Annotated in this window: 21 protein-coding genes; 12 read left to right on the forward strand and 9 right to left on the reverse strand. The window is 33.8% G+C overall.

The window, feature by feature from the left end; translation table 11 throughout:
- Window positions 1-52 precede the first annotated feature (52 nt).
- Complete coding sequence (locus tag ABD941_RS13335) at window positions 53-499, reverse strand: DUF4870 domain-containing protein (RefSeq protein ID WP_345274642.1); 447 nt, start codon at window positions 497-499, stop codon at window positions 53-55.
- Window positions 500-644: 145 nt separating this feature from the next.
- Between ABD941_RS13335 and ABD941_RS13340 the strand changes: the two genes are divergently transcribed.
- The 3 genes from ABD941_RS13340 (at window position 645) to ABD941_RS13350 (ending at window position 2,365) form a co-directional block, all read left to right on the forward strand.
- The gene (locus ABD941_RS13340) at window positions 645-1,097 is read left to right on the forward strand and encodes a DUF4442 domain-containing protein (RefSeq protein ID WP_345274643.1); all 453 of its coding nucleotides are present in this window, start codon (window positions 645-647) and stop codon (window positions 1,095-1,097) included.
- Window positions 1,098-1,237: 140 nt separating this feature from the next.
- The gene (locus ABD941_RS13345; protein ID WP_345274644.1) at window positions 1,238-2,038 is read left to right on the forward strand and encodes a TIGR00266 family protein; all 801 of its coding nucleotides are present in this window, start codon (window positions 1,238-1,240) and stop codon (window positions 2,036-2,038) included.
- Window positions 2,039-2,167: 129 nt separating this feature from the next.
- Window positions 2,168-2,365: a hypothetical protein gene (locus ABD941_RS13350; RefSeq protein WP_345274645.1), complete on the forward strand. Its 198-nt coding sequence runs from the start codon at window positions 2,168-2,170 to the stop codon at window positions 2,363-2,365.
- Between the two features lie 73 nt (window positions 2,366-2,438).
- Here ABD941_RS13350 and ABD941_RS13355 read toward each other — a convergent pair whose 3' ends face one another.
- Window positions 2,439-3,377, reverse strand: coding sequence for a hydrogen peroxide-inducible genes activator (locus tag ABD941_RS13355; RefSeq protein WP_345274646.1), 939 nt, complete (start codon window positions 3,375-3,377; stop codon window positions 2,439-2,441).
- A gap of 191 nt (window positions 3,378-3,568) precedes the next feature.
- Here ABD941_RS13355 and ABD941_RS13360 point away from each other — a divergent pair, with 191 nt between their 5' ends.
- The 3 genes from ABD941_RS13360 (at window position 3,569) to ABD941_RS13370 (ending at window position 5,266) form a co-directional block, all read left to right on the forward strand.
- A complete protein-coding gene (locus tag ABD941_RS13360) occupies window positions 3,569-3,967 on the forward strand; it encodes a VOC family protein (RefSeq protein ID WP_345274647.1) in 399 nt (132 codons plus the stop codon).
- Window positions 3,968-4,004: 37 nt separating this feature from the next.
- Window positions 4,005-4,385 carry a VOC family protein gene (locus tag ABD941_RS13365; protein WP_345274648.1) on the forward strand — a complete coding sequence of 127 codons (381 nt, stop codon included), beginning with the start codon at window positions 4,005-4,007 and terminating at the stop codon, window positions 4,383-4,385.
- Window positions 4,386-4,654: 269 nt separating this feature from the next.
- Entirely contained in the window at window positions 4,655-5,266 is a 612-nt protein-coding gene (locus tag ABD941_RS13370; RefSeq protein WP_345274649.1) for a trimeric intracellular cation channel family protein, read from the forward strand.
- 115 nt (window positions 5,267-5,381) lie between these two features.
- Here the strand turns inward: ABD941_RS13370 and ABD941_RS13375 are convergent, their stop codons facing one another.
- Window positions 5,382-6,086, reverse strand: a complete 705-nt coding sequence (locus ABD941_RS13375; RefSeq protein WP_345274650.1) for a peptidylprolyl isomerase — start codon at window positions 6,084-6,086, stop codon at window positions 5,382-5,384.
- Window positions 6,087-6,090: 4 nt separating this feature from the next.
- On the opposite strand from ABD941_RS13375, the gene ABD941_RS13380 reads away from it, so the two are divergent.
- The 5 genes from ABD941_RS13380 to ABD941_RS13400 all read left to right on the forward strand — a co-directional run bounded on the left by ABD941_RS13380 (window position 6,091) and on the right by ABD941_RS13400 (window position 11,486).
- A complete protein-coding gene (locus tag ABD941_RS13380) occupies window positions 6,091-6,732 on the forward strand; it encodes an NUDIX hydrolase (protein ID WP_345274651.1) in 642 nt (213 codons plus the stop codon).
- A gap of 50 nt (window positions 6,733-6,782) precedes the next feature.
- Complete coding sequence (locus ABD941_RS13385; RefSeq protein WP_345274652.1) at window positions 6,783-7,580, forward strand: lysophospholipid acyltransferase family protein; 798 nt, start codon at window positions 6,783-6,785, stop codon at window positions 7,578-7,580.
- 175 nt (window positions 7,581-7,755) lie between these two features.
- The gene (locus tag ABD941_RS13390; RefSeq protein WP_345274653.1) at window positions 7,756-8,247 is read left to right on the forward strand and encodes a hypothetical protein; all 492 of its coding nucleotides are present in this window, start codon (window positions 7,756-7,758) and stop codon (window positions 8,245-8,247) included.
- 352 nt (window positions 8,248-8,599) lie between these two features.
- Window positions 8,600-10,909 (forward strand): type IA DNA topoisomerase, encoded by a 2,310-nt coding sequence (locus ABD941_RS13395; RefSeq protein WP_345274654.1) that lies wholly within the window; start codon window positions 8,600-8,602, stop codon window positions 10,907-10,909.
- Window positions 10,896-11,486 (forward strand): pseudouridine synthase, encoded by a 591-nt coding sequence (locus tag ABD941_RS13400; protein WP_345274655.1) that lies wholly within the window; start codon window positions 10,896-10,898, stop codon window positions 11,484-11,486. Before ABD941_RS13395 ends, ABD941_RS13400 begins: the two co-directional genes overlap by 14 nt.
- 53 nt (window positions 11,487-11,539) lie before the next feature.
- On the opposite strand, the gene ABD941_RS13405 is transcribed toward ABD941_RS13400, so the two are convergent.
- Both ABD941_RS13405 and ABD941_RS13410 read right to left on the reverse strand, forming a co-directional pair.
- Entirely contained in the window at window positions 11,540-12,166 is a 627-nt protein-coding gene (locus ABD941_RS13405) for a hypothetical protein (RefSeq protein WP_345274656.1), read from the reverse strand.
- 4 nt (window positions 12,167-12,170) lie between these two features.
- Window positions 12,171-12,665 (reverse strand): RNA polymerase sigma factor, encoded by a 495-nt coding sequence (locus tag ABD941_RS13410; protein ID WP_345274657.1) that lies wholly within the window; start codon window positions 12,663-12,665, stop codon window positions 12,171-12,173.
- Between the two features lie 576 nt (window positions 12,666-13,241).
- Between ABD941_RS13410 and ABD941_RS13415 the strand changes: the two genes are divergently transcribed.
- Window positions 13,242-15,395, forward strand: a complete 2,154-nt coding sequence (locus ABD941_RS13415) for a TonB-dependent receptor (RefSeq protein WP_345274658.1) — start codon at window positions 13,242-13,244, stop codon at window positions 15,393-15,395.
- 82 nt (window positions 15,396-15,477) lie between these two features.
- Here the strand turns inward: ABD941_RS13415 and ABD941_RS13420 are convergent, their stop codons facing one another.
- From ABD941_RS13420 to ABD941_RS13435, 4 genes are all read right to left on the reverse strand, one after another.
- Window positions 15,478-17,298 carry a glycoside hydrolase family 2 TIM barrel-domain containing protein gene (locus ABD941_RS13420; RefSeq protein ID WP_345274659.1) on the reverse strand — a complete coding sequence of 607 codons (1,821 nt, stop codon included), beginning with the start codon at window positions 17,296-17,298 and terminating at the stop codon, window positions 15,478-15,480.
- Between the two features lie 103 nt (window positions 17,299-17,401).
- The gene (locus ABD941_RS13425; protein WP_345274660.1) at window positions 17,402-18,238 is read right to left on the reverse strand and encodes a glycoside hydrolase family 16 protein; all 837 of its coding nucleotides are present in this window, start codon (window positions 18,236-18,238) and stop codon (window positions 17,402-17,404) included.
- A 74-nt stretch (window positions 18,239-18,312) separates the two neighbouring features.
- The gene (locus ABD941_RS13430) at window positions 18,313-20,253 is read right to left on the reverse strand and encodes a glycosyl hydrolase family 16 (RefSeq protein WP_345274661.1); all 1,941 of its coding nucleotides are present in this window, start codon (window positions 20,251-20,253) and stop codon (window positions 18,313-18,315) included.
- A gap of 7 nt (window positions 20,254-20,260) precedes the next feature.
- A complete protein-coding gene (locus ABD941_RS13435) occupies window positions 20,261-23,404 on the reverse strand; it encodes a glycoside hydrolase 5 family protein (RefSeq protein WP_345274662.1) in 3,144 nt (1,047 codons plus the stop codon).
- Between the last annotated feature and the right edge of the window lie 202 nt (window positions 23,405-23,606).

Consider the following 23,606-nt stretch of genomic DNA (forward strand, 5'->3'; position numbering starts at 1 on the left):
TATAAAACTGTTCATTTTTTGATTGATTAGATGGATGATTAGATGGATGAAATTATTTTAAAAAATTAATTGTAAATGGATAGTTGTATACTTGTCCATCACGAGCTTTTAAACTAGCAATAACAATTAAAGCCAGTTCAATAATAAAACCGATAACTGCTAAAGCCCCTAAAGCACCTCCTATATAAAGTAAAGGGGATGGTTTGCCAATATTTAAATGAAAATCATGAAACCCATGAAAATCTATAAAGTCAATACCGTTGAATATTTTAAAAATAAAAAACGGAATAGTTAGTGTTCCTAATATAATAGCATACAAAAAAATGCTAATTTGAAAATTAATGGCTTGCTTGCCGTGCGTATCTATAAATTCCGATTTGTCTTTATTAATACTCCATAATACAATGGGACCAATAAAGTTTCCAAACGGAATAAAGAATCTACTAAAGGTAGATAAATGGATAAAAGTGGCGATGTTTTTTTTATGATTGTCTAACATGATTTTAAAACATATAATAGTTTCTTATGCAAATATATGTCTAAAAACAGGTACTTTGTTACGCATAGTACTAAAAATTAACAAAATTTTAACATTTTTAAGTGTGAAATTATTTCATAACTTAGTGAAAAAATAATTTTTGATAATGACGTTAACACCAAGAAAACTAAATGCTTACACAATGTTCAAGTTGCCTGCAGCTTACTTATGTGGTGTAAGGACTAAATATATTGATAATGATAAGTCGGTAGTAGGCGTAACTTATAAATGGATAAACCAAAATCCGTTTAAATCTATGTTTTGGGCGGTACAAGGTATGGCTGCAGAGTTTTCAACAGGGGCTTTAATGATTGGAAAAATCCAAGAATCTGGTAAACGCATATCCATGTTGGTAACCTCTAATAATGCAACATTTACAAAAAAGGCAACAGGGAAAATTAAGTTTACATGTAAAGATGGAAAAACCATTGATGCCGTATTAAAAAGAGCTATTGAAACCGGAGAAGGTCAAACCATATGGATGCAATCTGTTGGTGTAAATCAAGATGGAGATGTCGTTTCTACTTTTAATTTTGAATGGAGTGTTAAGGTAAAATAGTAGATAGTAGGCATTAGGTGGTAAACAGTAAGCAGTAGACAGTTATCAGTTTGGAATTTACTTTTTGGAATTTTAGAATTGTTTGTAACAAAACCATAAACAAATCAACATATAAACGAATCAACAAAAAATAGTAAAAAATGACAGCTCACGAAATTGACTATAGAATCTACGGCGAAGAAATGCAATACGTAGAAATTGAATTAGATCCACAAGAAGGCGTTGTAGCCGAAGCGGGAAGCTTTATGATGATGGATGATGGTATTAAAATGGAAACCATTTTTGGAGATGGTTCACAAAAAGACACAGGCTTTTTAGGAAAGATATTAGGTGCAGGGAAACGAATTCTTACTGGTGAGAGCTTATTTATGACTGCTTTCTATAACGACTTAGTAGGAAAACGTAAGGTCTCTTTTGCATCACCATATCCTGGTAAAATCATACCAATAGATTTGACTGCATTTGGCGGTAAATTTATATGCCAAAAAGATGCTTTTCTTTGTGCGGCAAAAGGTGTAAGTGTTGGTATCGAGTTTTCTAAAAAACTTGGGCGCGGGCTTTTTGGAGGCGAGGGCTTTATTATGCAAAAATTAGAAGGCGATGGTATGGCCTTTGTCCATGCCGGAGGAACAATGGCTAAAAAGGAATTATTAGCAGGCGAAACTTTAAGGGTAGATACAGGATGTATTGTCGGGTTTGATCAAACGGTGGATTATGACATAGAGTTTATAGGTGGTATAAAAAATACCGTATTTGGAGGCGAAGGCTTGTTTTTTGCAAAACTTCAAGGACCAGGAACCGTATATATACAATCATTGCCATTTAGTAGGTTGGCAGGCCGTGTTTTAGCAAGTGCCCCAAGAGGTGGTGGTAAAGATAAAGGAGAGGGTAGTATCCTTGGTGGTTTAGGTGATTTATTGGATGGCGATAATCGATTTTAAATGTTAATTTCGCCTAAAAATATAGAAAATATATAATTTTTCATTATTTTTAGAGTTCATTTGTATATATTAACAGCCTATTAATCAAATCTACATTAATTTCACAAACCTAAAATCCTTAACAAAACTATGGCAAGAGCAATGCTAGAGTACACAAAAACTATACTTAACAAAGTTAGTTTTGATACCACGTTGTTTTGCAAAGAAGTACAAAAGGCATTAGCCCGTTTATTACCTTATGAGATTGAAGAGCTTAAAATTTTTATTCAATCTTTAGTACAGCAAAACCCTGATTTAAATCAATGTTTAATTTATTTAAAACCATAAAAAAAGCGACCATAAGGTCGCTTTTTTAATAGAATCAAATTTATCTAGGTTTCAAGATATTCTTTATTGGGTATTATTTTGGTAGCGGACTGATAATTTTTACATTCTGAAAAGCAATTGCACCTCTTATAATGCCAGAAATAACATCCTGTAAAGCTTCTATAATCTGCATTTTTAATTCGCTTTTATGATAAATGATACTAACCTCTCTTGCAGGAGATGGTTCATTAAAATAATGCAAGTTTTCTTTTTCTCTGTTATTAATATCTAAAGTATGCAAATAGGGTAGAAGTGTCATTCCCAAACCTTCATTGGAGAGTTTAATAAGTGTTTCAATACTACCGCTTTCAAGTTGAAATTGATCATCTGTATGACTTTTAAACACTTTACATAAATTAATGACACCATCACGAAAACAATGGCCATCCTCAAGCAATAACATATCATTAATATCTAAATCAGAAACATCAATTTTAGTATTGGTATGTAAACGATGTCCCTTGGGTATATAGCTTACAAAAGGTTCGAAATAAAGAACACGCTCTTTAATACTGTCATCTTCTAAAGGTGTAGCAGCAATAGCAGCATCTAAATGGCCATCTTTAATTCTAGTAATAATTTCTTCAGTTGTTAACTCCTCAATTTTTAATTTAATTTTTGGATGTTTTTTAATAAAGCTTTTCAAAAACATAGGCAACAACGTTGGCATAACCGTAGGTATGATGCCTAATTTAAATTCGCCACCAATAAAACCTTTTTGCTGATCTACAATATCTTGAATTCTATAGGATTCATTAACAATGTTTCTGGCTTGAGTTACAATTTTTCTGCCAACATCAGTGAGCTCAATAGGTTTTTTACTTCGGTCAAAAATCAATACATCCAATTGATCTTCAAGCTTTTGTATTTGCATGCTTAATGTCGGTTGTGTAACAAAACATTTTTCTGCAGCTTTTGTGAAATTTTGGTTTTCGGCAACAGCCAAAACATAATATAATTGGGTTATTGTCATCTTTATCAATTTAGACTATAAAAATATAAAAACTATCAATAAAATCTATATAAAAACAGGTTTATTATAAATTAAATTTGTTGTTAACTTACAAAAAGAGATAAAAAACAGTATGGTTTTAGGAACCAAAAAATAGTTTGGATGATAAAAGCTTGGTTAAACGACGATATATAGTTGGTTAAAAAAATAGTATGGTAAACACTAAAGGAAAATTTCGATTTACATATTTTACTGATAAATATAAAGAAACATACAATTTCTATAAGAACACATTAGAATTTGATTTAGGGCACTCTTGGGATAGAAATGATCATGATAAAGGTGCGCTTTTTAAAGCAGGCGAGGGCTTGATTGAAATACTGCACCGTCGAAACGATGAAGCATATAAAAACCCAGGTTTAGACTACCGAATACCACAGGGTGTTTTTATGTGCATTCAAGTATGGAATATTGATGCATTATATAAAACCTATAAATTAATGGCAATCCCATTCAAACAGGAGATAGTAGACCAATCATGGGGACATAGAAGTTTTTCTATTCTGGAACCGAATGGATTAGTGCTCTTTTTTTTTCAAGAGCAATTTTAAATAACTGTTTTATAATAAATCGTAAAAAACAATAAAAATGGAATTTAGAAACGCAAGACATACAAATGATTTAAAACCTATAATTGAATTTTATTCAAATATTCTTGGATTGGAGGTTTTGTTCTCCTTTGAGAATCATAATGACTACAGTGGCGTATTTTTAGGTAAACCAGATCACCAATGGCATTTAGAGTTTACAGCCTCAGTTGGTAAAGCTGAACATAGTTTTGATGATGACGATGTATTGGTGTTTTATCCAACCGAGCATCGTGAATATGATGAAATTGTTGAGAGAATCCACGAGAAAAAAATTGAAAAACTAAAAGCAAAAAATCCCTTTTGGAATGATAACGGTATTACAATTAAAGACCCAGATGGATTTCATGTTATAATAAGTAATATGAAAATAAAAGGTTAATTTATCCCGTTAATTAAGTTTTTTTTAAAGTAAGAATCATCTAAGGTTTTAAAAGTTGGTGTAACCAAAAATAAGGTTTTGGTGTGTCATATGTGGTTTTAAGTTAGCATATTTGTGAAAATAATGAGCTTATGAAAAGGATTTAATTTTAAATATTGGTATTACCTTTATGTTGAATTTAGTTCAGTATAAACGTTGGACTTTAGTCGGTCGTATTTTTTGTTGCATAAAAGCAGCTAACAACACTATTTTAAAAGAATAAAGAAACCATGTTCTACATCATAGATATTTTAGGAACTATAGCTTTTGCTATTTCAGGCGTACTAGTTGCCATTCACAAAAAAATGGATTTATTTGGAATATTAATCATTGCTTTTGTTACAGCAGTAGGAGGTGGTACCTTACGCGATTTACTTATTGGCGACACCCCAGTAAGTTGGATGAAAGACATTACCTATACATATATAATTTTAGCCACTGCCGTATTTGCTATTATTTTTAGAAGTAAGATTAATTATTTAAGAACCTCATTGTTTTTGTTCGATACCATTGGTATTGGATTATATACTTTGGTAGGTATCGAAAAAGGACTTCATGCAGAATTACACCCAATTATTTGTATAGCATTAGGGACTATGACAGCTAGTTTTGGAGGCGTTATTCGAGATATTTTATGTAATGAAATCCCCGTTATTTTTAGAAAAGAAATTTATGCTACAGCATGTATACTAGGTGGAATCACTTATTTTCTTTTAAGAGAATTTCCAATACAAAACAATGTTGTTTTTATAATAGCAGGAATAGTTGTTATCGCAATACGGTTGTTAGCAGTAAAATATAAAATAGCTTTACCAACGATTTATTCGGAAAAGAAGAGATAGTTTTTAGTCACAATCTCAGAGTTTAGTTATGTTTCTCTTTAAATTTGGACCTTTGCAAGAGAAAATATTAAACCCTATATAACTGAATTTTAAAATTGCAAATTTCTAACCTCTATTATTCAATAATCTCAACATTCTTTATGAAAATATTGACTAATGGCCAATCACCTTCCTCGGTTTCAACGGCTGCAATTTTATCAACGACATCCATACCTCGAATTACACGGCCAAAAATGGTGTAATCGCCATCTAAAAAATGAGCGCCACCCTTTTGGCAGACAATAAAAAACTCAAAAGGAGATGCTAATTTGTGAGGATTATCAATATCGCTACTGGGCATGGAAATTACGCCTCTATCATGCTTAAATCCACGTTTAGTATCCGCAGGCAATAAATATTTACCTATGTACGCCCGTTTTCTAGCCGTTTTTTTATCATCGCTATTACCAGCTTGGACTATAAAATTATCAATGACTCGATAAAACTGTGTATCATTAAAATACTTCTGTTTGGTTAAAAAAATAAAATTAGAACGATGGAATCTAGTTTCATTATATAGTAAAATATCAATCGCTCCAAAGTCTGTAGTAATACGTACTTTATTCTCTTTGTGGTGTTTGTCATATTCCAAAAAGAATTCCATAGCACTTTTAGAATTTAGCTTTGGGAATTCGCGTTTAGGCTCTTCATAGGTTACTTTAGAAGCTTCTTTTTTAGTTGATTTTTGTACTTCAAAATTAGGTATGGTTTTCTTCTTAGATTGTTTATCTTCACAATTCAAAAACAAGAGAAAGAAACACAAAAGCAATACAATACGCATATCAATGAATTTTGATGAATTTTTAAAATCGCTATCAAAAATAAAAAATATACCGCTTCCAGCCGAGACATCTCACTTTAAAATGGTGCCACCGTTTCGTCAAAAACTTTTAAACCAGCAACAAAAAGCCATAAAAAAAGCTAAGCATGCTGGTGTTTTGGCATTGTTTTACCCTGATAGTAACCAGCAAACCAAGTTTGTATTGATTCTTAGAAAAACCTATAAAGGTGTACATTCTGCACAAGTGGCTTTTCCTGGGGGCAAATTAGAAGCCCAAGATATTTCGCTAGAAGTAGCGGCATTAAGAGAAACTTTTGAGGAAGTTGGCGTGCCTATAAAGACTATTGAGGTTGTTAGAAAAATATCGCAAGTGTACATACCACCAAGTAATTTTTATGTGCAACCATTTGTTGGAATTGTAAAAAGTACACCAAAGTTTGTTAAGCAAGATGATGAGGTTGAAGCCATTATAGAAGTAAATTTGCATCATTTTTTAGACGACAAATCTCTAGTTGTTAAAAAGGTAAAAACATCATATAGTTCTGAGGTTGAGGTGCCTGCGTTTAAATTAAATGACCATGTCGTTTGGGGGGCAACAGCTATGATGCTAAGTGAAATTAAAGACTTGATAAAACAACTTGTGTAATTTATAGATTTATTACATTTGTAGCAACTAACCAATTTGACGCGTGATTTATGGGATTGTTTAAAAGAAATCCATTCGGACATATACTAATTGTAAAAAAATGGCTTATTAGGGTCTTTGGAGCCCTAACACATAGGCGTTTTAGAGGGTTTAATGAATTACAAATAGAAGGTTCTGAAATTATTAAAGATTTACCAGATACCCATGTGCTTTTTATATCGAATCACCAAACCTATTTTGCCGATGTGGTTTCTATGTTTCATGTATTTAATGCCAGTTTAAGCGGTCGTACAGATTCTATAAAAAATATAGGCTACTTATGGAATCCTAAGTTAAATATTTATTACGTTGCCGCTAAAGAAACCATGAAAGCAGGGTTATTGCCAAAAATACTGGCCTATATGGGCTCAATTAGTATAGAGCGTACATGGAGGTCTGAAGGGAAAGATGTAAACAGACAGGTTAAAATGAGCGATATATCCAGTATAGGAAAGGCTTTGGATGATGGCTGGGTCATTACATTCCCACAAGGAACCACCACACCATTTAAGCCTATTAGAAAAGGAACAGCACATATTATAAAACGTTATAAACCCATTGTAGTGCCAATAGTTATTGATGGTTTTCGTAGGTCGTTTGATAAAAAAGGACTGCGTATAAAAAAGAAAAATATTCTTCAATCCTTTGAAATAAAAGCGCCTTTAGAGATTGACTACGATAACGAAACTACAGAAGAGATTGTAAAAAGAATCGAGTATGCTATCGAACAACATCCATCGTTCTTAAAAGTTATTCCACAAAAAGAATTGGAAGCCTTGGAAGAGCTTAATAAAAAACGTGAGTGGTAATTATATACTAAGACCATTGTTAAGTTCCTCACCAAATTAATTGTATATTTATTCGAGTATACGAGATATATTATTGTATGTAGTGATGGGGCAAATTATAGCTTCCTTAGATGTGTCCTTTAAATGCCATCATATTGTATGTTATAAACAACAGATACAAAAAAACAAAAGATAAATGGAAAGTACATCAAAAAAAGACCTATTACCAAAATTGATATTCTTGGTTGTTCTCATTTGGGCTCTATCAGCAGTATTGATTATGGTTTTTCTATCGAATTGGTCGGATAGAGGAACCTTTGGGGATTTATTTGGTGCCGTAAACGCCTTGTTTTCGGCACTTGCATTTGCAGTTCTTATTTATACAATTGTACTTCAAAGGGATGAAATTAAACAGAACAGAGAAGAAATTGTTTTAAATAGAAAGGAGCTGGCTAAAGGGTCAAAACTACAGCAAAAGGCACAGCAGGTTTTGATTCAACAAGTTGAGCAAATGCATTTAAGCGCAAAAATGAATGCAATGCGAACCCTTGTGGACTATTATAATAATCAAATATCGAACCCAAAAAGTACCGAAGAAATAATTGAAAAAGCGAAACAAAAAAGAAAGCAAATTATAATTCAAATTGACGAACTAATTGATGGGTTAAATGATTCAAACGTTGACTAAAAGTCTCAAAGAAACATATGTCTGAACATTTAACGATCATATTTTTTATTTTTACTGTTGTCGACCCGATTGGTTTTATTCCTGTGTACCTTGAAGCAATAAAAGAGTTTGACTTAATTCACAAGAAAAAAATCGGAAACTAAGGAATTACAGCTATAAGTAAAATTATGGGATTGATTTTAGCTTCATATGCTGTACAAAGTATGTTAAGTGGAATTAGCCACTTTTTTGTAAATGGTTAAAAAAATCACACTTATTTTCTCTTTATAATCCGTTAATAACTCCTAGCAATTCCTAATTAAAAACCACAACAAAATTCCTATTTTGCGTTTTAAAATCTAAACGCATATAAGTGAAAGTCTGCATAGCTGAGAAACCAAGTGTTGCCCGCGAAATTGCTACAGTATTAGGAGCTAATACAAAACGTGATGGCTATTATGAAGGTAATGGTTATGCGGTAACCTACACATTTGGACATTTGTGCACGCTAAAAGAACCTAATGATTATAAACCCTATTGGAAAAGTTGGGATTTAAATAATTTACCTATGCTTCCAGAAAAGTTTGAAACTAAAGTGGTGGCAAATTCGGGCATTCAAAAACAATTTAATATTGTGAAAAGCTTATTTGATAAAGCCGATGTGGTTATAAACTGCGGGGATGCTGGGCAAGAAGGGGAGCTTATTCAGCGTTGGGTGATGAACGAGGCTAATTATAAGGGTAAAGTACAACGTTTATGGATATCCTCATTAACGACCGAAGCTATTAAAGAAGGTTTTCAAAATTTAAAACCGTCAAAAGATTACGATAATTTATACTATGCTGGCTTTTCAAGAGCTATTGGCGATTGGTTGTTAGGTATGAACGCGACCAGATTATACACCGTAAAGCATGGTGGTTACAAGCAAGTGTTATCTGTTGGTCGTGTGCAAACGCCAACTTTAGCTATGGTTGTAAATCGTTTTAAAAGCATAGAAAATTTTAAGCCACAACCGTATTGGGAACTCCAAACATTATATCGAGATACGCTTTTTAGTTATGAAGACGGTCGTTTTCTTAAAAAAGAAGATGGAGAAGCTTTAGCAAATAAAGTAAAGGAAAGTGATTTTGAAATAGAATCCATTACCAAAAAGAAAGGCAAGGAATATGCGCCAAAGTTATTTGATTTAACAGGCTTGCAAGTCTATTGTAATACCAAGTTTGGGTTTTCGGCAGATGAAACCTTAAAGATTGTTCAAAAATTATACGAACAAAAAGTAGTGACCTACCCGAGAGTAGATACCACATTTTTACCTAATGATGTGTATCCTAAAGTTTCTGGAATACTCCAAAAACTAACAAATTACTCAAAATTAACGCAGCCGCTTTTAGGAAAGAAAATAAAAAAATCGAGCAGGGTTTTTAACGATAAGAAAGTCACCGATCACCATGCTATTATTCCAACGGGTATTCAAATAAATTTGCAATACAATCAGCAACGCGTTTACGATATTATTGTAAAACGTTTTATAGCTGTATTTTATGATGATTGTGCAGTATCAAACACCACGGTTTTAGGAAGTGCGGCTAAAGTGGTTTTTAAAACTACAGGTAAAGAAATATTAGAAAAGGGCTGGCGTATTGTATTTGAAAACCCCAATGCCAAAGAAAAAGAATCAGGGATTTTGCTGACGTTTGAAAAAGGTGAAAAAGGCCCGCACGTACCTTCGTTTTTAGAAAAGGAAACCAAACCGCAAAATCAGTTTACTGAAGCATCGTTGTTGCGAGCAATGGAAACCGCAGGAAAGCAAGTTGATGATGAAGAATTACGCGATCTAATGAAGGAAAATGGTATTGGACGACCATCTACACGAGCCAATATTATAGAAACCCTTTTTAAACGAAAGTATATAAAACGTAATAAAAAACAAGTCTTGCCAACGGTAACAGGTGTGCAATTAATTGATACTATTCAAAATAATTTGCTAAAATCTGCAGAACTCACGGGATCTTGGGAAAAGCAGTTAAAAGATATTGAAAAAGGTGAATTCAGTGCGGGAGCATTTATAAAAAACATGAAACGTATGGTAGATGCTTTGGTGTACGAAGTACGAAGTGAAACCAAACGAGCTAACATATCGCAGGACACTGTCATTAAAAATAGAGAAGCAAAAGCAACAATAAAACAAGCTGGACTTACTGTTGAGGTTTGTCCAAAATGTAAAAAAGGTCACCTTATAAAAGGAAAAAGTGCTTTTGGCTGTAGTGTATTTAAATCCGGCTGCGATTTTGTGTTACCGTTTAAATTTAGTGGTAAAAAAATATCAGAAAAGCAGTTTGTTAGATTGCTTAAAAAAGGATCAACCGTTAATTTAAAGGGCTTTAAGACTGAAAAGGGAACAGTTGAAGGGTTTTTGCGTTTTGACGAAGGTTTTAAGCTCAAATTAGAGCCTAAAAACACATCTGCGACTGCCTCGTCTGCAGGCAGTAAAGCGACACTAGACACGTTAGTTTGCCCTAAATGTAAAAAAGGAACAGTTATAAAAGGAAAAGCGGCTTATGGATGTAGTGCTTACAAAACAGGTTGCGATTTTAAAATGACTTTTGATATGCTTCGATCTAAAATGAACGGACAAAAACCGACCAAGGCATTGGTATATCGTATTTTGAATGGAAGTATTTAAAACAGAGCATAGGCATTTTATAATCTACAAACCTTATGGGTATTTAAGTCAGTTTTATAGTAATTCCAAACAGCAAAAATCTAAATTTTTTTTAGGAACACTTTATGATTTCCCTCAGAGTATCATGGCGATAGGGCGATTAGACGAAAAATCAGAAGGGCTGTTATTGCTCACTACCGATGGTATGATGAGTAATTATATAAATAGTCAAAAAGTTGAAAAAGAATATTATGCGCAAGTGGATGGTGATATTTCCCTGAAAGCAATAGAGACCCTAAAAGCTGGTGTTGAAATTGGTTTTGAAGGTAAAAAGTACATAACAAAACCATGTAAGGTATTTAAATTAGGAGCTGTTCCAGATTTACCCGTTCGCCAACAAAAAATAAGGGATGATAGGCATGGTCCAACATCATGGGTTTCGATTGTTTTAAATGAGGGGAAGTTTCGTCAAGTTCGAAAAATGACTTCCGCAGTTGGGTATCCAACGTTACGCTTAGTTCGGGTTAGAGTAGGAGCTATTGAAATTGGAAGTATGAGAAGTGGTGATGTTATTGAGGTTGAGGAGTTTTTGGGTTGAATAGTAAAGTGTTTGTTGAATATTTATTGTTAGAGAATAATTGTTAAAATAATTTAAGCTTCTAGCTTTTTTAATTCTTTATAATTACGGTTTAAACGCCTTAAAAGTAAACCGTAAATAAGTCTATAAAACAACCATATTAAAACCATAAAAACCCCAATAATTACAATAGAAACCACTGTAAAAACAGTCAATTGTTTATCGTTAAAATTAGAGATATCAGCAAGCTTTGGGTCATGGTTAATGGCGTAAATCACAGCTAATGCTGAGGATATGAAGACCATAACAAGGTTGTAAATAACATAATACCTGATAATTTTTCTTGTGTTGATAATGCTTTGCATTAATTTTTTAGCATTATCGGTCACAGAAACCGTTTTGTAAGATTTAAAAAGAAGATAAATAAAAAGCAGAATAACAACATAGCTAAAAATGGTTAAACCAGTAAGCATATCTTCATTAAAAATGGAATTTAAGCGATCCCTGTATTCAGTGGAAGAGAAATAAGGAATGGTATTTATTAAAATCCAAAAAACAAGCTCAGCGATACTGATGTAAAACAATATTTTTACAATAGACGATGATTTCTTATGTAGCATGGGGTAAATGTCATTTACCGATAGCTTTTTGTTTTCTGGTTGCTTGTTCCAGTCTTTCTTTAATAAATCTAATTCATCCATAATGTTACGGATTTAGTATGGTTCTAAGTTTCGTTTTAATTCTATTCATTTTCACGCGAGCATTCACTTCACTAATTCCCAGGGTTTCACTAATTTCTCTATAGTCCTTGTCTTCTAAATATAAAAACACAAGAGCTTTTTCAATATCATTTAATTGATGCACCGCTTTGTATAGCATTTTCAATTGTTGTTCTTCAGTATCGTCATAATCTTCCGCTTTCATTTTAAAAGCAACGCCTTCAAAATCTTGTGTATTAATGGTTCGTTTAGATTTTCTGTATAAGGTAATTGCGGTATTTAAACCAACACGATACATCCATGTACTGAACTTGGCATCGCCTCTAAATTTTGGATAAGCGCGCCAAAGCTGAATGGTTATTTCTTGAAATAAATCGTTATGTGCATCGTAATTATTGGTATACAAACGGCAAACTTTGTGTACAATATTTTGATGCTTTTCTAGCAATTCAACAAAACGATGTTCTAGCTCTTTATTCAATGTGATGGTTTAGTTATAATGTAAGTAGCTTAATATTTTAAAACGTTACAAGAATGTGGAAATAATATTTAGAAACCAAAATATAAATGAAGAAGGTTGTTGTTGAAATTCATTTTATTTTGTTCCTTTTCTATAGATTAGTTAAAAATACGCCTAAAAATCTGTTCTGTTCTAATTGTTAAAGTTTTGGATTAATTGAAGTTTTTTATATTTTGATTATTAATTACTTAAACAGTCACTATAGATAATGTCTATGATGCTTTTTAGCTTAAAAAAAACCATTTAAACGCGTTTGTTTCCTCTAATATATAAAAAAATAAATTACTGAAGAATAGCAAAAATTAATTTGATTTTAATTCTATTTTGAATGCTTGCTCATTTGATTTTTACTGTTGTTTTAAGTCCGTTTATTTTGTTTGACTTGAATTTGTTTTTTGTTTTAAATTTTCAATTCATCATGTATATTTTACAGTTCGGTATTTAAGAATTTTTACAGCCACCCTTCTGTTGCAAATTTGCATCATCAATTAATTTATTATTAACTCATGTTGAAAAAAACACAAGAAAAATAAGCAAATGAAATATTTACTAGCCATTATTATCGTCCTCATTTCAATTCAAATTAATGCACAAACCACCATTAGCGGAAAAGTTTTTAATACAAAAAACACACCGATTGTTGGAGCAAATATTTATTTAGAAGGCACCTACGATGGAAGCACATCTGATGACAATGGAGCCTTTTCGTTTACAACTACAGAAACAGGAACGCAAACTTTAATAGTTTCTTATTTGTCATATGAAACATTTACTATGGTGGGTGATATATCATATATGAAAGATCTTGAAGTCAAAATGCGAGAAGATGTCAATACTTTAGATGCGGTAGTACTATCTGCAGGAACATTTTCTGCAGGCGATAATAGTAAAGTAAATGCATTAAAACCTCTAGATGTCGTTACAACGGCAAGTGCTTTGGGCGATTTTGTTGGGGCACTGCAAACCTTGCCAGGAACAACTACAGTTGCTGAAGATGGACGATTATTTGTACGTGGAGGAGATGCTAATGAAACACAAATCTTTATTGATGGTATTCGAGTGTTTACACCATATACACCAACAACCAATAATGCACCAACACGAGGACGTTACTCGCCATTCTTATTTGATGGTATTACCTTTTCAACAGGTGGGTATTCGGCAGAGTTTGGTCAGGCTTTGTCTAGTGTATTACTTTTAAATACTATTGATGAACCCGACCAGGAAAAAACTGATATTGGTATTATGAGTGTTGGTGCAACGCTTGGTAATACACAAAAATGGAAAAAAAGTTCATTAAGTGTTAACGCCTCTTACATTAATTTAGCGCCTTATAATGCGGTTTTTACTAATAGAAATGATTGGATAAAGCCTTTTGAAACCGCTTCTGGTGAAACGGTTTTCAGAAAAAAAACCGATTCGGGCTTATTTAAACTATATGGCGCGTTTGATACTACAAAGTTTGAGTTAACCCAAGAAGATATTAATAACCCTGAGGGCATGTATTTTAAACTGAATAACAATAACGTTTATGTGAATGGCTCATATCAAGGTGTTTTGAGTGATACTTGGAAGTTTTTTGGAGGATTAAGTTATACACATGCTAAAAACAAGCTTAACATAGCTGATAGCGCTATTAAAGGAACTGAAAACTCTATGCATGCCAAATTGAAGTTTAGAAACAGAATCAATAACCGTTTTAAACTGTATTTTGGAGCTGAATATTTTGTAACAAACTTTAAAGAGAATTATATTGATGATACTACAGATAATACCGATTATGGTTTCGATAATAATATAGCAGCCGTATTTGCTGAGGCTGATATTTTTATATCTAAAAGTTTGGCGTTTAAAACAGGCATGCGAGCGGAGTATAGCCAGTTGTTTAAAGATTTCACACTAGCACCTAGGATGTCTTTGGCTTATAAAACATCAAGTAAAAGCCAAGTATCATTAGCTTATGGTAATTTTTATCAAAACCCTTCTAGTAATATTTTAAAGTTCAATCAAGATTTAAAAGCTCAAAATACGTCGCACTATATTTTTAATTACCAGCATAATGGCGATCGAAGATTGTTTAGGGCAGAAGCTTACTATAAAAAATATGATGATTTGGTAAAGTATGATACAGATTTCGCAAACTTTGATAGTACGTATAACAGTAATGGAAATGGTTTTGCGAAAGGTGTTGATTTCTTTTGGCGTGATAGTAAGAGTATCAAGAATTTCGATTATTGGTTAAGCTATTCCTTGTTAGATACTGAGCGTGATTATAATAATTATGAAACTAAATCACAACCTGATTTTGCGAATACGCACAACCTGTCGGTTGTTGGTAAATACTGGATTAACGATTGGAGAAGTCAAGTAGGCTTTAGTTATGCCTTTGCATCTGGTAGAACGTATACTAATCCAAACGAACCTGGTTTTTTAAATAATAAAACCAAAAGTTTTAATAGTTTGAGCATCAATTGGGCATATTTAATAAGTCCACAAAAAATATTGTATGCTTCGGTAAATAATGTTTTAGGGTTTAAAAATATTAATGGTTATCAGTACGCTGATACACCAGATTTAAATGGAAGTTTTAATAGGCGTGCCCTGCAACCGGCAACGGACCAGTTCTTTTTTGTAGGGTTCTTTTGGACGATTAGCGAGGATAAAAAGAGTAATCAGTTGGATAATTTGTAGAAGTAATAATAAACACTTTTACTTAAACAAGAAACACCATAGAGGTTGAGACTACTATGGGGTTTCTTAAATAAAACTTTAATTATTTAAAAACAACATCATCAAAATAAATATCATGGTTAACACCGGAACCACTTGAGAAAACAACCAATCCAGAACGGATACAGCTCATATCTAATTTTTTAAGCTTAATGGTGTATTGCTTCCATTTAGTGGATAATTTAACTTCTATAGATTTTTTAGCGGTATCTGGATAAGGCTTGTTTTTGCCAATTAATCCAAAACCTATGGTGGCTGTGACGTTTTTAGCACTGGCTTTTGCCCAAAAACTAAAGGTTTCTGCACCTCTAATATCATAACCTCCTAAAGTTTCTCCCCAGTCATCTGCTGGGTCAACCAATCCAAGTCCATACCAATCATATACCTGATTATAGCTAATTTTTAAAGAAGCTTCACCCGAATATACATCGGTTTTACTTTTAGTGTCTACATCTAATTTTTTGTAATTACCCATATATGCTGATGGGAAATAGGGCATGTCTTTACCATCTTTATAAACATAAAAAGGTAACGTAGCCTTTGGTACTAAATATTTTTGCTTTTTCTCTGTGCCATTATCTATGGCTATAGATGTTGAAGCGATACCCACATTGTTATAAGTGTCTTTAGCATTCACATACACTTTTATGGCTGAATCTACATTTGGTAATTGAATTAGGTAATTACCGTTAGCATTAGTTCTAAAATTAAGTGGCGTTAGTTGGTCTCGGAGTTTACGGCTTCCCATACGTTGGTTGTAATAAAAACTAATGTCTGTTTTTTCATTTTCAATATCTGAGACCTTTAATGTTACTGGAACCCAAATACCACTTTTATACTTAGATTCTGGCAATTCAAAAGTTTCAATTACAGGTACGTGGTTTATTGGTTTTGCTCCAGTAAAAGCTTCTCTAATAGCCCAATATTGTGGGCGAGTTAAACCGTCATGATGGGTTAGTAACCAAGGTGAAACAAAATTGTTTTCATTCCCATAATGGAATACATAAACACCTAAACAAGCAGGTTTGTTTTTAATCCAATCATGATACCCTTTGGCTATGGCATCATATTTTTGTTGGTCGTTAGGTTCTACTTTTATGCCGTTCTTTTTAAAATCGATATCCCATTCACCAGTCACACCAAATTCAGTAATCATATAAGGTTTATCAATACCTCTTTTTTCTAATTCAGCATCTAATATCCTTGCGCCAGCACCATAACTGTTTAGTCCGTAAATATCAATAGAAGGTACTAATTTATGCCACCAGTCCATTCCAAAAGTCCATGCTTCTACAGAAGTTATAGGATGATTTGGGTCTAATGCTTTAATTTTACTACAAATACGTTCCAGAAGCTTAGAATAGGCTTCTTTTTCAGGGTCTGTAGCAATGTTTAAGTATACTTCGTTACCAACACCCCATGATAGTACTGCCGGATGGTTTTTGTGTTTTTCGACAACTTCAATAGCGCCATTATACATATCTTCCATGCCCTTAGTATCTTCAAGGTAATTAAAATTATCATCACCCTCCATACCAGGTCTGCCGTGTCGCATCCAAATGCCCATAAGTATTTTAATATTATACTTATGAGCAGCGTCTAGTAATTTCATTGTATTATCATTGGTGCCCCAAAGCCTAATGGTGTTAACACCTAAAAACTGTAAGTCTTTAAAATAGGCATCATAGTTTTCTATATCATTGTCATAGCCAAATGTGGCGCCTTTAACCTCAAAAGGCTTTCCTTCAACCATCAAGGTCCAGGCATTATTTATTTTTTGTACAGTTACCTGTGCTTGTGTGTTAATGGCTAATAACCCAAAAACTAGCAGTGTTAGGATACTTTGCTTTTTAATTGATTTCATGCTAAAAAGTTTTAATTTTTAAGGTTGAACTTGTATGGTTTGTATAGCATTGGAATGCTTAGTTTTGTTTTTATCATAATGGAGATATTTTAGTGGGTTGGTTTTATAACTCTGTTTCTTTGTAAACTCTAACATAATCAACTTCCATAGTTTGAGGGAAGTAGGTGTTGTGTGCTGGTGAGCCTACATAGTTGCCACCAATAGCAATGTTTAGGATAATAAAAAAAGGTTTATTAAATACCCATTCACCAACGTCGTTTGATGTTATGCGTTGATAAACTTCACCATCAACAAAATAGTCTATATAATCCTGTCCCCATTCTATGGCAAAGACATGGAAGTCTTTATCAAATCGATCCTGTTCTAAAGTAAAACTTCTTGACAATGGTGAACCTCCATAGTTCCCTGGGCCATGTAAACTTCCGTGAGCTACTTGAGGTTCTTGACCTCTTAGTTCCATAATGTCTATTTCGCCACATTGTGGCCAACCAACAGTTTCTATGTTTTCTCCCAAAAGCCAGAATGCAGGCCAAATACCTTTACCAAAAGGTGTTTTTATTCTAGCTTCAAAACGTCCGTAAGTCTGACTAAAAAGCCCCTGAGTTTTTATTCGGGCAGAAGTATAAGGACTATTTCTTGCTTTAAGTTTTAAAACACCATTTTCAACGATTGAGTTGTCAGAATTAGCAGTATAACTTTGTAATTCATTGTTGCCCCAACCTGGGATACCTTGATCGCTACCATCACCAATTTCATGAGTCCATTTGGTGTCATCTACAGCACCATCTAGATCAAATTCATCTGACCACACTAGGTTCCATTCTGTACCTCTTGCTTCTAAATCGTCAACCGATTCTTCACAAGAGTAAAAGCACCCAATACTTATGGCTAAAAGACTGTATAATGATGCGTTGTTTTTTATTTTTTGTAATGATTTCATTTTATTATTGCTTTTATACTAGCATAAAACGCAGATGGTAGTATTAAACTGCCATCTACGTTTTTATGAACTATTTAATTTGTATAAAAATATATATTGTCAATGAAAAGTGTTCCCGTAAAATCAGGAGTACTCGCACCATTTTGAATTATAATTCTACCTATATGGCTCCTTTCTGGCGACCCGTTAAAATCAGTCAATGGAATATCATAGCTTTTCCATTGGTTTTGTTCTAGACCTTCTAAAACAATAGAAGCTTCAGAAAAAGAAGATCCATCTGCGCCATAATCCTTTAAAGTAATCCTCATGTCGTTATCAACTGGAGACCAAACATCAATATGCATCATGTCTGCCATTGAAGCGTCTATAGTGTTTGGTGCAAATTCTTGCTCAATAAAGTTGAGGTTTAAGTATTTTAAAACATTATTGCTTGCTATATTTTCTATTGTTAAAGTAGCTCCAAGAGGTGTAAAGTTTAATGATTCATTAGGTATATCTGTATACGCATCACTAAAGATTGAAATTACATTATTTGTAACCTCGTCTTCAGTTGGTGCTTCAGGTGCATCTTCAGGCACTAGCTTAGGGCCAACTACACCGTTGTCATAAAAATAAATATTGTCTAAGTAAAAATTTTCTAATTGCGAGCCATTTGTGTTTTCATAAATAATCAATGCCATATTTCTTCTATCACCTAAAGTTATAGGAATTTCTAGTGTACTCCATGTATTAGCTTCAAAATCTGATGCCTTAAAGGATATTCGTTGTCTAGTATCATCACCTCCGCCATCAACGCCATCTGGGCCAAAATTTATAATTGAAATTAAAAAGTCTAAATTTGAAGGGACTTCTCCAGGAATGTACATATTAAGATGCAAATTAGAGTAATTAGTGGCATCTATACTTGGGTTTGCAAATTGTGTGCCTACAAAATTAAAATTGGTATAATTGAGTACATTATCACCATTAACTACAAAATCGGCAGATTCTGTGGTTTGCCAAGGTTGCCAATAACCGTTATAAAAATCTACTGGAGCATTTGTATAATGATCGCTATAAATAGAAATGACCTTGCTAGCATCTCTTGTTGGTGTTGGAGCATGTACAAAGTCCCCTGACGAATTGATTATTAATGACCCTTTTGCATCTATTCCATTAAGGGTAGCTGTTATGATAGTTGTGCCTGTTCCAATAACATTTATTTTACCAAACTCATTTACTGTTGCAATACTAGGGTTTGAAGATGTGAAATCATAATAACCAGGAGCTACATTTAGCGTTTGCTCGATTCCAGATGTTAGGTTAAATGCTACTTTTAAGCCTTTTACTTCAAGTTCTACTCCAATAAAGGTGTCGATAACAAGATCTTGGCCTTCTGATAAAAATGGTCTTGGTTGGGATATTGTTCCAAGTTTTTCAAATTTGATCTCATCAAACCAAAGGGTATATGCAAAACCTCCAGTGCCTTGTGTACCTGCAGAATACCAGAACACTCCAAGTTCTTCTATTAGTTTTGATGCAACTGGGATAGGGATTGTGTATTTTGCCCATGCTGTTCCAATGCTCAAATCATTAGCATTAGCTTGGTGTTTGTCTTGCAAAAAGTCTAAGCCAAATCCAACTGACACATCACCCACACCTTGAGAAGCTTTCGCCCAAAAGGTCAGTGCGTCATAATTGGATAAGTCTCTCGGAGAACCGTCTATACGTAATATGGCTCCTGCATAATTGCCTGTTGGGTCATCAACATTGGGCACGTCAACACGGTAAGATTTAGAACCTTTATAGCCTGTACTGGTGTCGACCGAAAACGCATCTAATTTTGAATTTGCAAAAGGAAGGTAAAAATCACTTCCCATATCTACAAAAGTATTATTTGCAAACACCTCTGCTGTAGTTGGGAAAGATGCAGGAATAGCATCTTCCGACAAGTCTCTTTCGCAACTAAAAACTGTTATAAAAACCATACTTAAAATCAGTAGGGCTTTATTGTGTAAATTATCTATATTTTTCATTTCTTTTTTATTTTCCTATGTTAATATGAATGTAGGTTCTTATTTCCCACTCATTTCCATTTCCGAAGCCTATAGCGTCAGGGTCTGGAACAAGTTCGCCAAATACTGTTTTGTATGTTGGGGCATATCGTGCTGAATTGCTGTCTAAGGTCCTGTAAGTTCCTCTAATACCAATTTTTGTGTCTGGTAAAATAAACCAATCCGGTTTGCCTAATGACGTTGAAACATCCAACATAAATTGTTCTGGGAAGGTTAAGTTAAAATCTCTGTGATAATCAAAAGGGCCCCAATCATTTATTTTGGCTTGTGCGGTAACTTTAATTTTGTTGTAAATCATTCTTATATCGGCTCCAAAACGTTTTATAACACGCTCATCGTTACCGTTAGCTTGCCCGTTACCATAATGGAAGCGTCCTATAAATCCAAAATTAGGACTGAATTTAGAAACCATTCTAGAATGAACTTCCCATAGATCTTCAGCTTTTACTGAAGTATCAAAGGCAAAAGGTGTACGGTCTGCTAAAAATCCAATTGAAGCATCCATGGTATTTGGATGATGACGATAAACAAAACCAAGATTCATTGCAAACTTAGCGTCTTCAGCTCTGTCATTATCCCATTCGTACATCCATGTACCAGGTGTTGGGTCATAGGTAAAAAGAATTTCACCGGCTGTAGTTTCTCTATTTCCTCTAACAGCAAACGGGTCATCTTGTATATTTCTTAAAGGAACAGATATAGTGCGCCCCTCATCATTAACATAGCTAAAGTTGTTTGGTATGGCGTCAACTATAGGTTTTTGCCACAAAAAGTTTGGAGCAATTTGAAAATCGCCAATATTCATTGAAAACCCAGATAAGAAATTGGTTTGGTTTCCACTTCCTGAATCTTTAAGTTTCCAGCCTGTAAAGGTTTGGGTTAAATCTGCACCACCATTAGCAGCTAAGCCTTGTATAGCACCTTGAGCATACCAATTAAAAAGTCCTTTTTGGAATGTTATTTTGGTTTTTCCGCCCCAGTTATCTTCAGATTTAATTCTGTCAATGTAACCTCTGTTATTTTCTACTACATTGAATGTTCTCCCATTTAACGGTTGGCCTCCCCAAATGCCCCCAATTTCAAATCCTAAAGCACCAAGTTTTCTTTTAAAGTGAAGTGTAGCTCTTCTTGTTTTTGGTAAAGGAATAGCAATAGAGGTGACAGCTTGCCCAATGTCATCGACATCTTCATGATAAACACCAGTAACATCCCAGTGTCCTAGTTTAGTAGAGTATTTTAAAAGAATTGCTGGATTTGCTCCCCACCATAGTTGTGGTCCAAAAGCGGCTTTTAATCCATTTAGAGTTCCTTTTCCATCTAGTTCTAAACCTAAAATCTCTCCGTTATATATGTCTAAGTTAGGGCCATAATTGGCTTCTGGGTATAAACCAAAGAAATCGCCTTCATATCCCCAATGGTAGTGCCCTTTTCTGTAAAAACCTCGCGCATCTGCTACTTTGCCTTTCCATTCAAATTCTGCATTATAAACTTGTACTCTATTAGGGTCGCTAAGGATTATTTCATCTTCTTGGCCATTAACGGTTACTGGACGACCGCGGTTTTCATAGAAAATTTCATTAATCGGGTTGCCTGCAATATTTCCTAATATGTTAAAATTAATATTAGCACTCATGTTTGGAGCTGGGTTAGCGCCTACGCCTATAAAGTAGGACTGCATGTGGTCAAAACCAAGTTGATTCGGAAAATCATTTTTATCTGGATCTGCTGTATTTGGTATATCAACATACTTGCCACCAGTATTAAAGGTTGTAAATTCTGCTCTTAAATTACTAAGGCTTAATTTTTCGGTACCTCCCATGGCTGCTTTGTCTCCTCTAGCTCTTAAGACGGCATCCATTAAATTTAGGTTTTTAAAATAGTTTTTAATAAAACCTTCATCGATACCTGTTTCATACGGATTAAGATTATGAACTTCTTTCAAAGCATAATAGGCTGCTCTTGGGTATGAGGTATAAAGTCCTCTTGAATTACTAGGGCCTTTTGCACAGATACCAAACCACTCTTCGTTCATGTTGTTTTGACCTGGTTTATAGTCTAGGTAATAGCCACCATTGCTCCAAGATGCATTGTTGTCGTGAACTTCTAGATTTTTTGTTTGACCATATTTCCACCAACCATCGCTAAACTGGAATGTAAAACCACCTATAGCATTTTCTGCTTTGCCCAAGCCAGCAGCATTTTCGTAAATATCTTTCCAGTTATTCACCATATAGAATGCTTGTGCTTTTTGATCTTCCTGATTTTCAATAGCATTAAAGGCGTCAGAGCCAAACTCTGTTAATATTATTGGTTTATTGTATTTTTCTTTTACTGTGTCAAATAAATCTGTGAATGTTACGCCTCGGTAGGCATTTATACCTAGGATATCAACATCTTTACATTCTTCAGCTATTAAATCAATAAATAGAACATCTCCGTTACAAATCGCAACAGGGTGTGATGAATCGATGCTTTTCATTTTTACAGCAGCATCATTCATTAAGCTATACATTGGTCTGCCACGTGACTCTCCTATAAAATTTCGTTTTTCGTCGTCGTCAGGAAAATCTTCAGTTTCGGCACCAGCCCAAAAAAGACCATAGTTGTTTTCGTTGCCTAATAAGTAAAGTAGCAAGCCTGGTGTGTCTTTGTAGTTCTCGGCTAGTTTTGTTGCTTCAGATAATAGTAATGTTTTGGTGTCTTCGCCTCTATAATCTGTAACTGGTACCCAAGCGCCGTTAATGGTTAAACCATAGCGTCCAAAGGAATGGTTTAGCATGGTGTAAATGCCATAATTTTCATAGATGTATTTTATCCACTTAGGTTGTACACCTGTATACATTCTAACGGTATTTACCCCCATGTTTTGTAGTAATCCCATTTCGGCATCTAGAGCAGATTTGATGACATCATCTGACTGATTCCATAGACTGTATGAGTAATTGGTTCCTATTGGAAAGTAGTCCCAATTCATACCATTAATCATAAAGTCATTATCATTAATAGTCAATTTCATGCCTTGATTGTCCTTTTTTACAGCAACCACATCAGACTGAGCTGATAATGTTATTGCACATAAAAAAAGAAAGAGCCTTAATAGTGCTTTTTTCATTTTTTTTTTGTCTTAAAAAGATAGTTAGTAGTAGTTATAAATTTTGAAAGACAAACCTAGAGCTAGAGGTTTTAATATTTGAAAAAAACATGCCTACAAATAGTCTACATGAAAAAAAAGATTGTTATATATGCTATACATTGAGTAACTTCGATACTTCTTGTAATTTAATACTTTTTATTTGTGCAGAATTTAATTTTAA

It is taken from the genome of Flaviramulus aquimarinus, assembly GCF_039543205.1.
GTDB classification, from domain to species: Bacteria; Bacteroidota; Bacteroidia; order Flavobacteriales; family Flavobacteriaceae; genus Flaviramulus_B; species Flaviramulus_B aquimarinus.

Bases quoted from the DNA above. Each gene is read 5' to 3' on its own strand.
- ABD941_RS13335 (WP_345274642.1), bottom strand. From the start codon at position 499: ATGTTAGACAATCATAAAAAAAACATCGCCACTTTTATCCATTTATCT.
- ABD941_RS13340 (WP_345274643.1), top strand. From the start codon at position 645: ATGACGTTAACACCAAGAAAACTAAATGCTTACACAATGTTCAAGTTG.
- ABD941_RS13345 (WP_345274644.1), top strand. From the start codon at position 1,238: ATGACAGCTCACGAAATTGACTATAGAATCTACGGCGAAGAAATGCAA.
- ABD941_RS13350 (WP_345274645.1), top strand. From the start codon at position 2,168: ATGGCAAGAGCAATGCTAGAGTACACAAAAACTATACTTAACAAAGTT.
- ABD941_RS13355 (WP_345274646.1), bottom strand. From the start codon at position 3,377: ATGACAATAACCCAATTATATTATGTTTTGGCTGTTGCCGAAAACCAA.
- ABD941_RS13360 (WP_345274647.1), top strand. From the start codon at position 3,569: ATGGTAAACACTAAAGGAAAATTTCGATTTACATATTTTACTGATAAA.
- ABD941_RS13365 (WP_345274648.1), top strand. From the start codon at position 4,005: ATGGAATTTAGAAACGCAAGACATACAAATGATTTAAAACCTATAATT.
- ABD941_RS13370 (WP_345274649.1), top strand. From the start codon at position 4,655: ATGTTCTACATCATAGATATTTTAGGAACTATAGCTTTTGCTATTTCA.
- ABD941_RS13375 (WP_345274650.1), bottom strand. From the start codon at position 6,086: ATGCGTATTGTATTGCTTTTGTGTTTCTTTCTCTTGTTTTTGAATTGT.
- ABD941_RS13380 (WP_345274651.1), top strand. From the start codon at position 6,091: ATGAATTTTGATGAATTTTTAAAATCGCTATCAAAAATAAAAAATATA.
- ABD941_RS13385 (WP_345274652.1), top strand. From the start codon at position 6,783: ATGGGATTGTTTAAAAGAAATCCATTCGGACATATACTAATTGTAAAA.
- ABD941_RS13390 (WP_345274653.1), top strand. From the start codon at position 7,756: ATGGAAAGTACATCAAAAAAAGACCTATTACCAAAATTGATATTCTTG.
- ABD941_RS13400 (WP_345274655.1), top strand. From the start codon at position 10,896: ATGGAAGTATTTAAAACAGAGCATAGGCATTTTATAATCTACAAACCT.
- ABD941_RS13405 (WP_345274656.1), bottom strand. From the start codon at position 12,166: ATGGATGAATTAGATTTATTAAAGAAAGACTGGAACAAGCAACCAGAA.
- ABD941_RS13415 (WP_345274658.1), top strand. From the start codon at position 13,242: ATGAAATATTTACTAGCCATTATTATCGTCCTCATTTCAATTCAAATT.
- ABD941_RS13420 (WP_345274659.1), bottom strand. From the start codon at position 17,298: ATGAAATCAATTAAAAAGCAAAGTATCCTAACACTGCTAGTTTTTGGG.
- ABD941_RS13425 (WP_345274660.1), bottom strand. From the start codon at position 18,238: ATGAAATCATTACAAAAAATAAAAAACAACGCATCATTATACAGTCTT.
- ABD941_RS13430 (WP_345274661.1), bottom strand. From the start codon at position 20,253: ATGAAAAATATAGATAATTTACACAATAAAGCCCTACTGATTTTAAGT.
- ABD941_RS13435 (WP_345274662.1), bottom strand. From the start codon at position 23,404: ATGAAAAAAGCACTATTAAGGCTCTTTCTTTTTTTATGTGCAATAACA.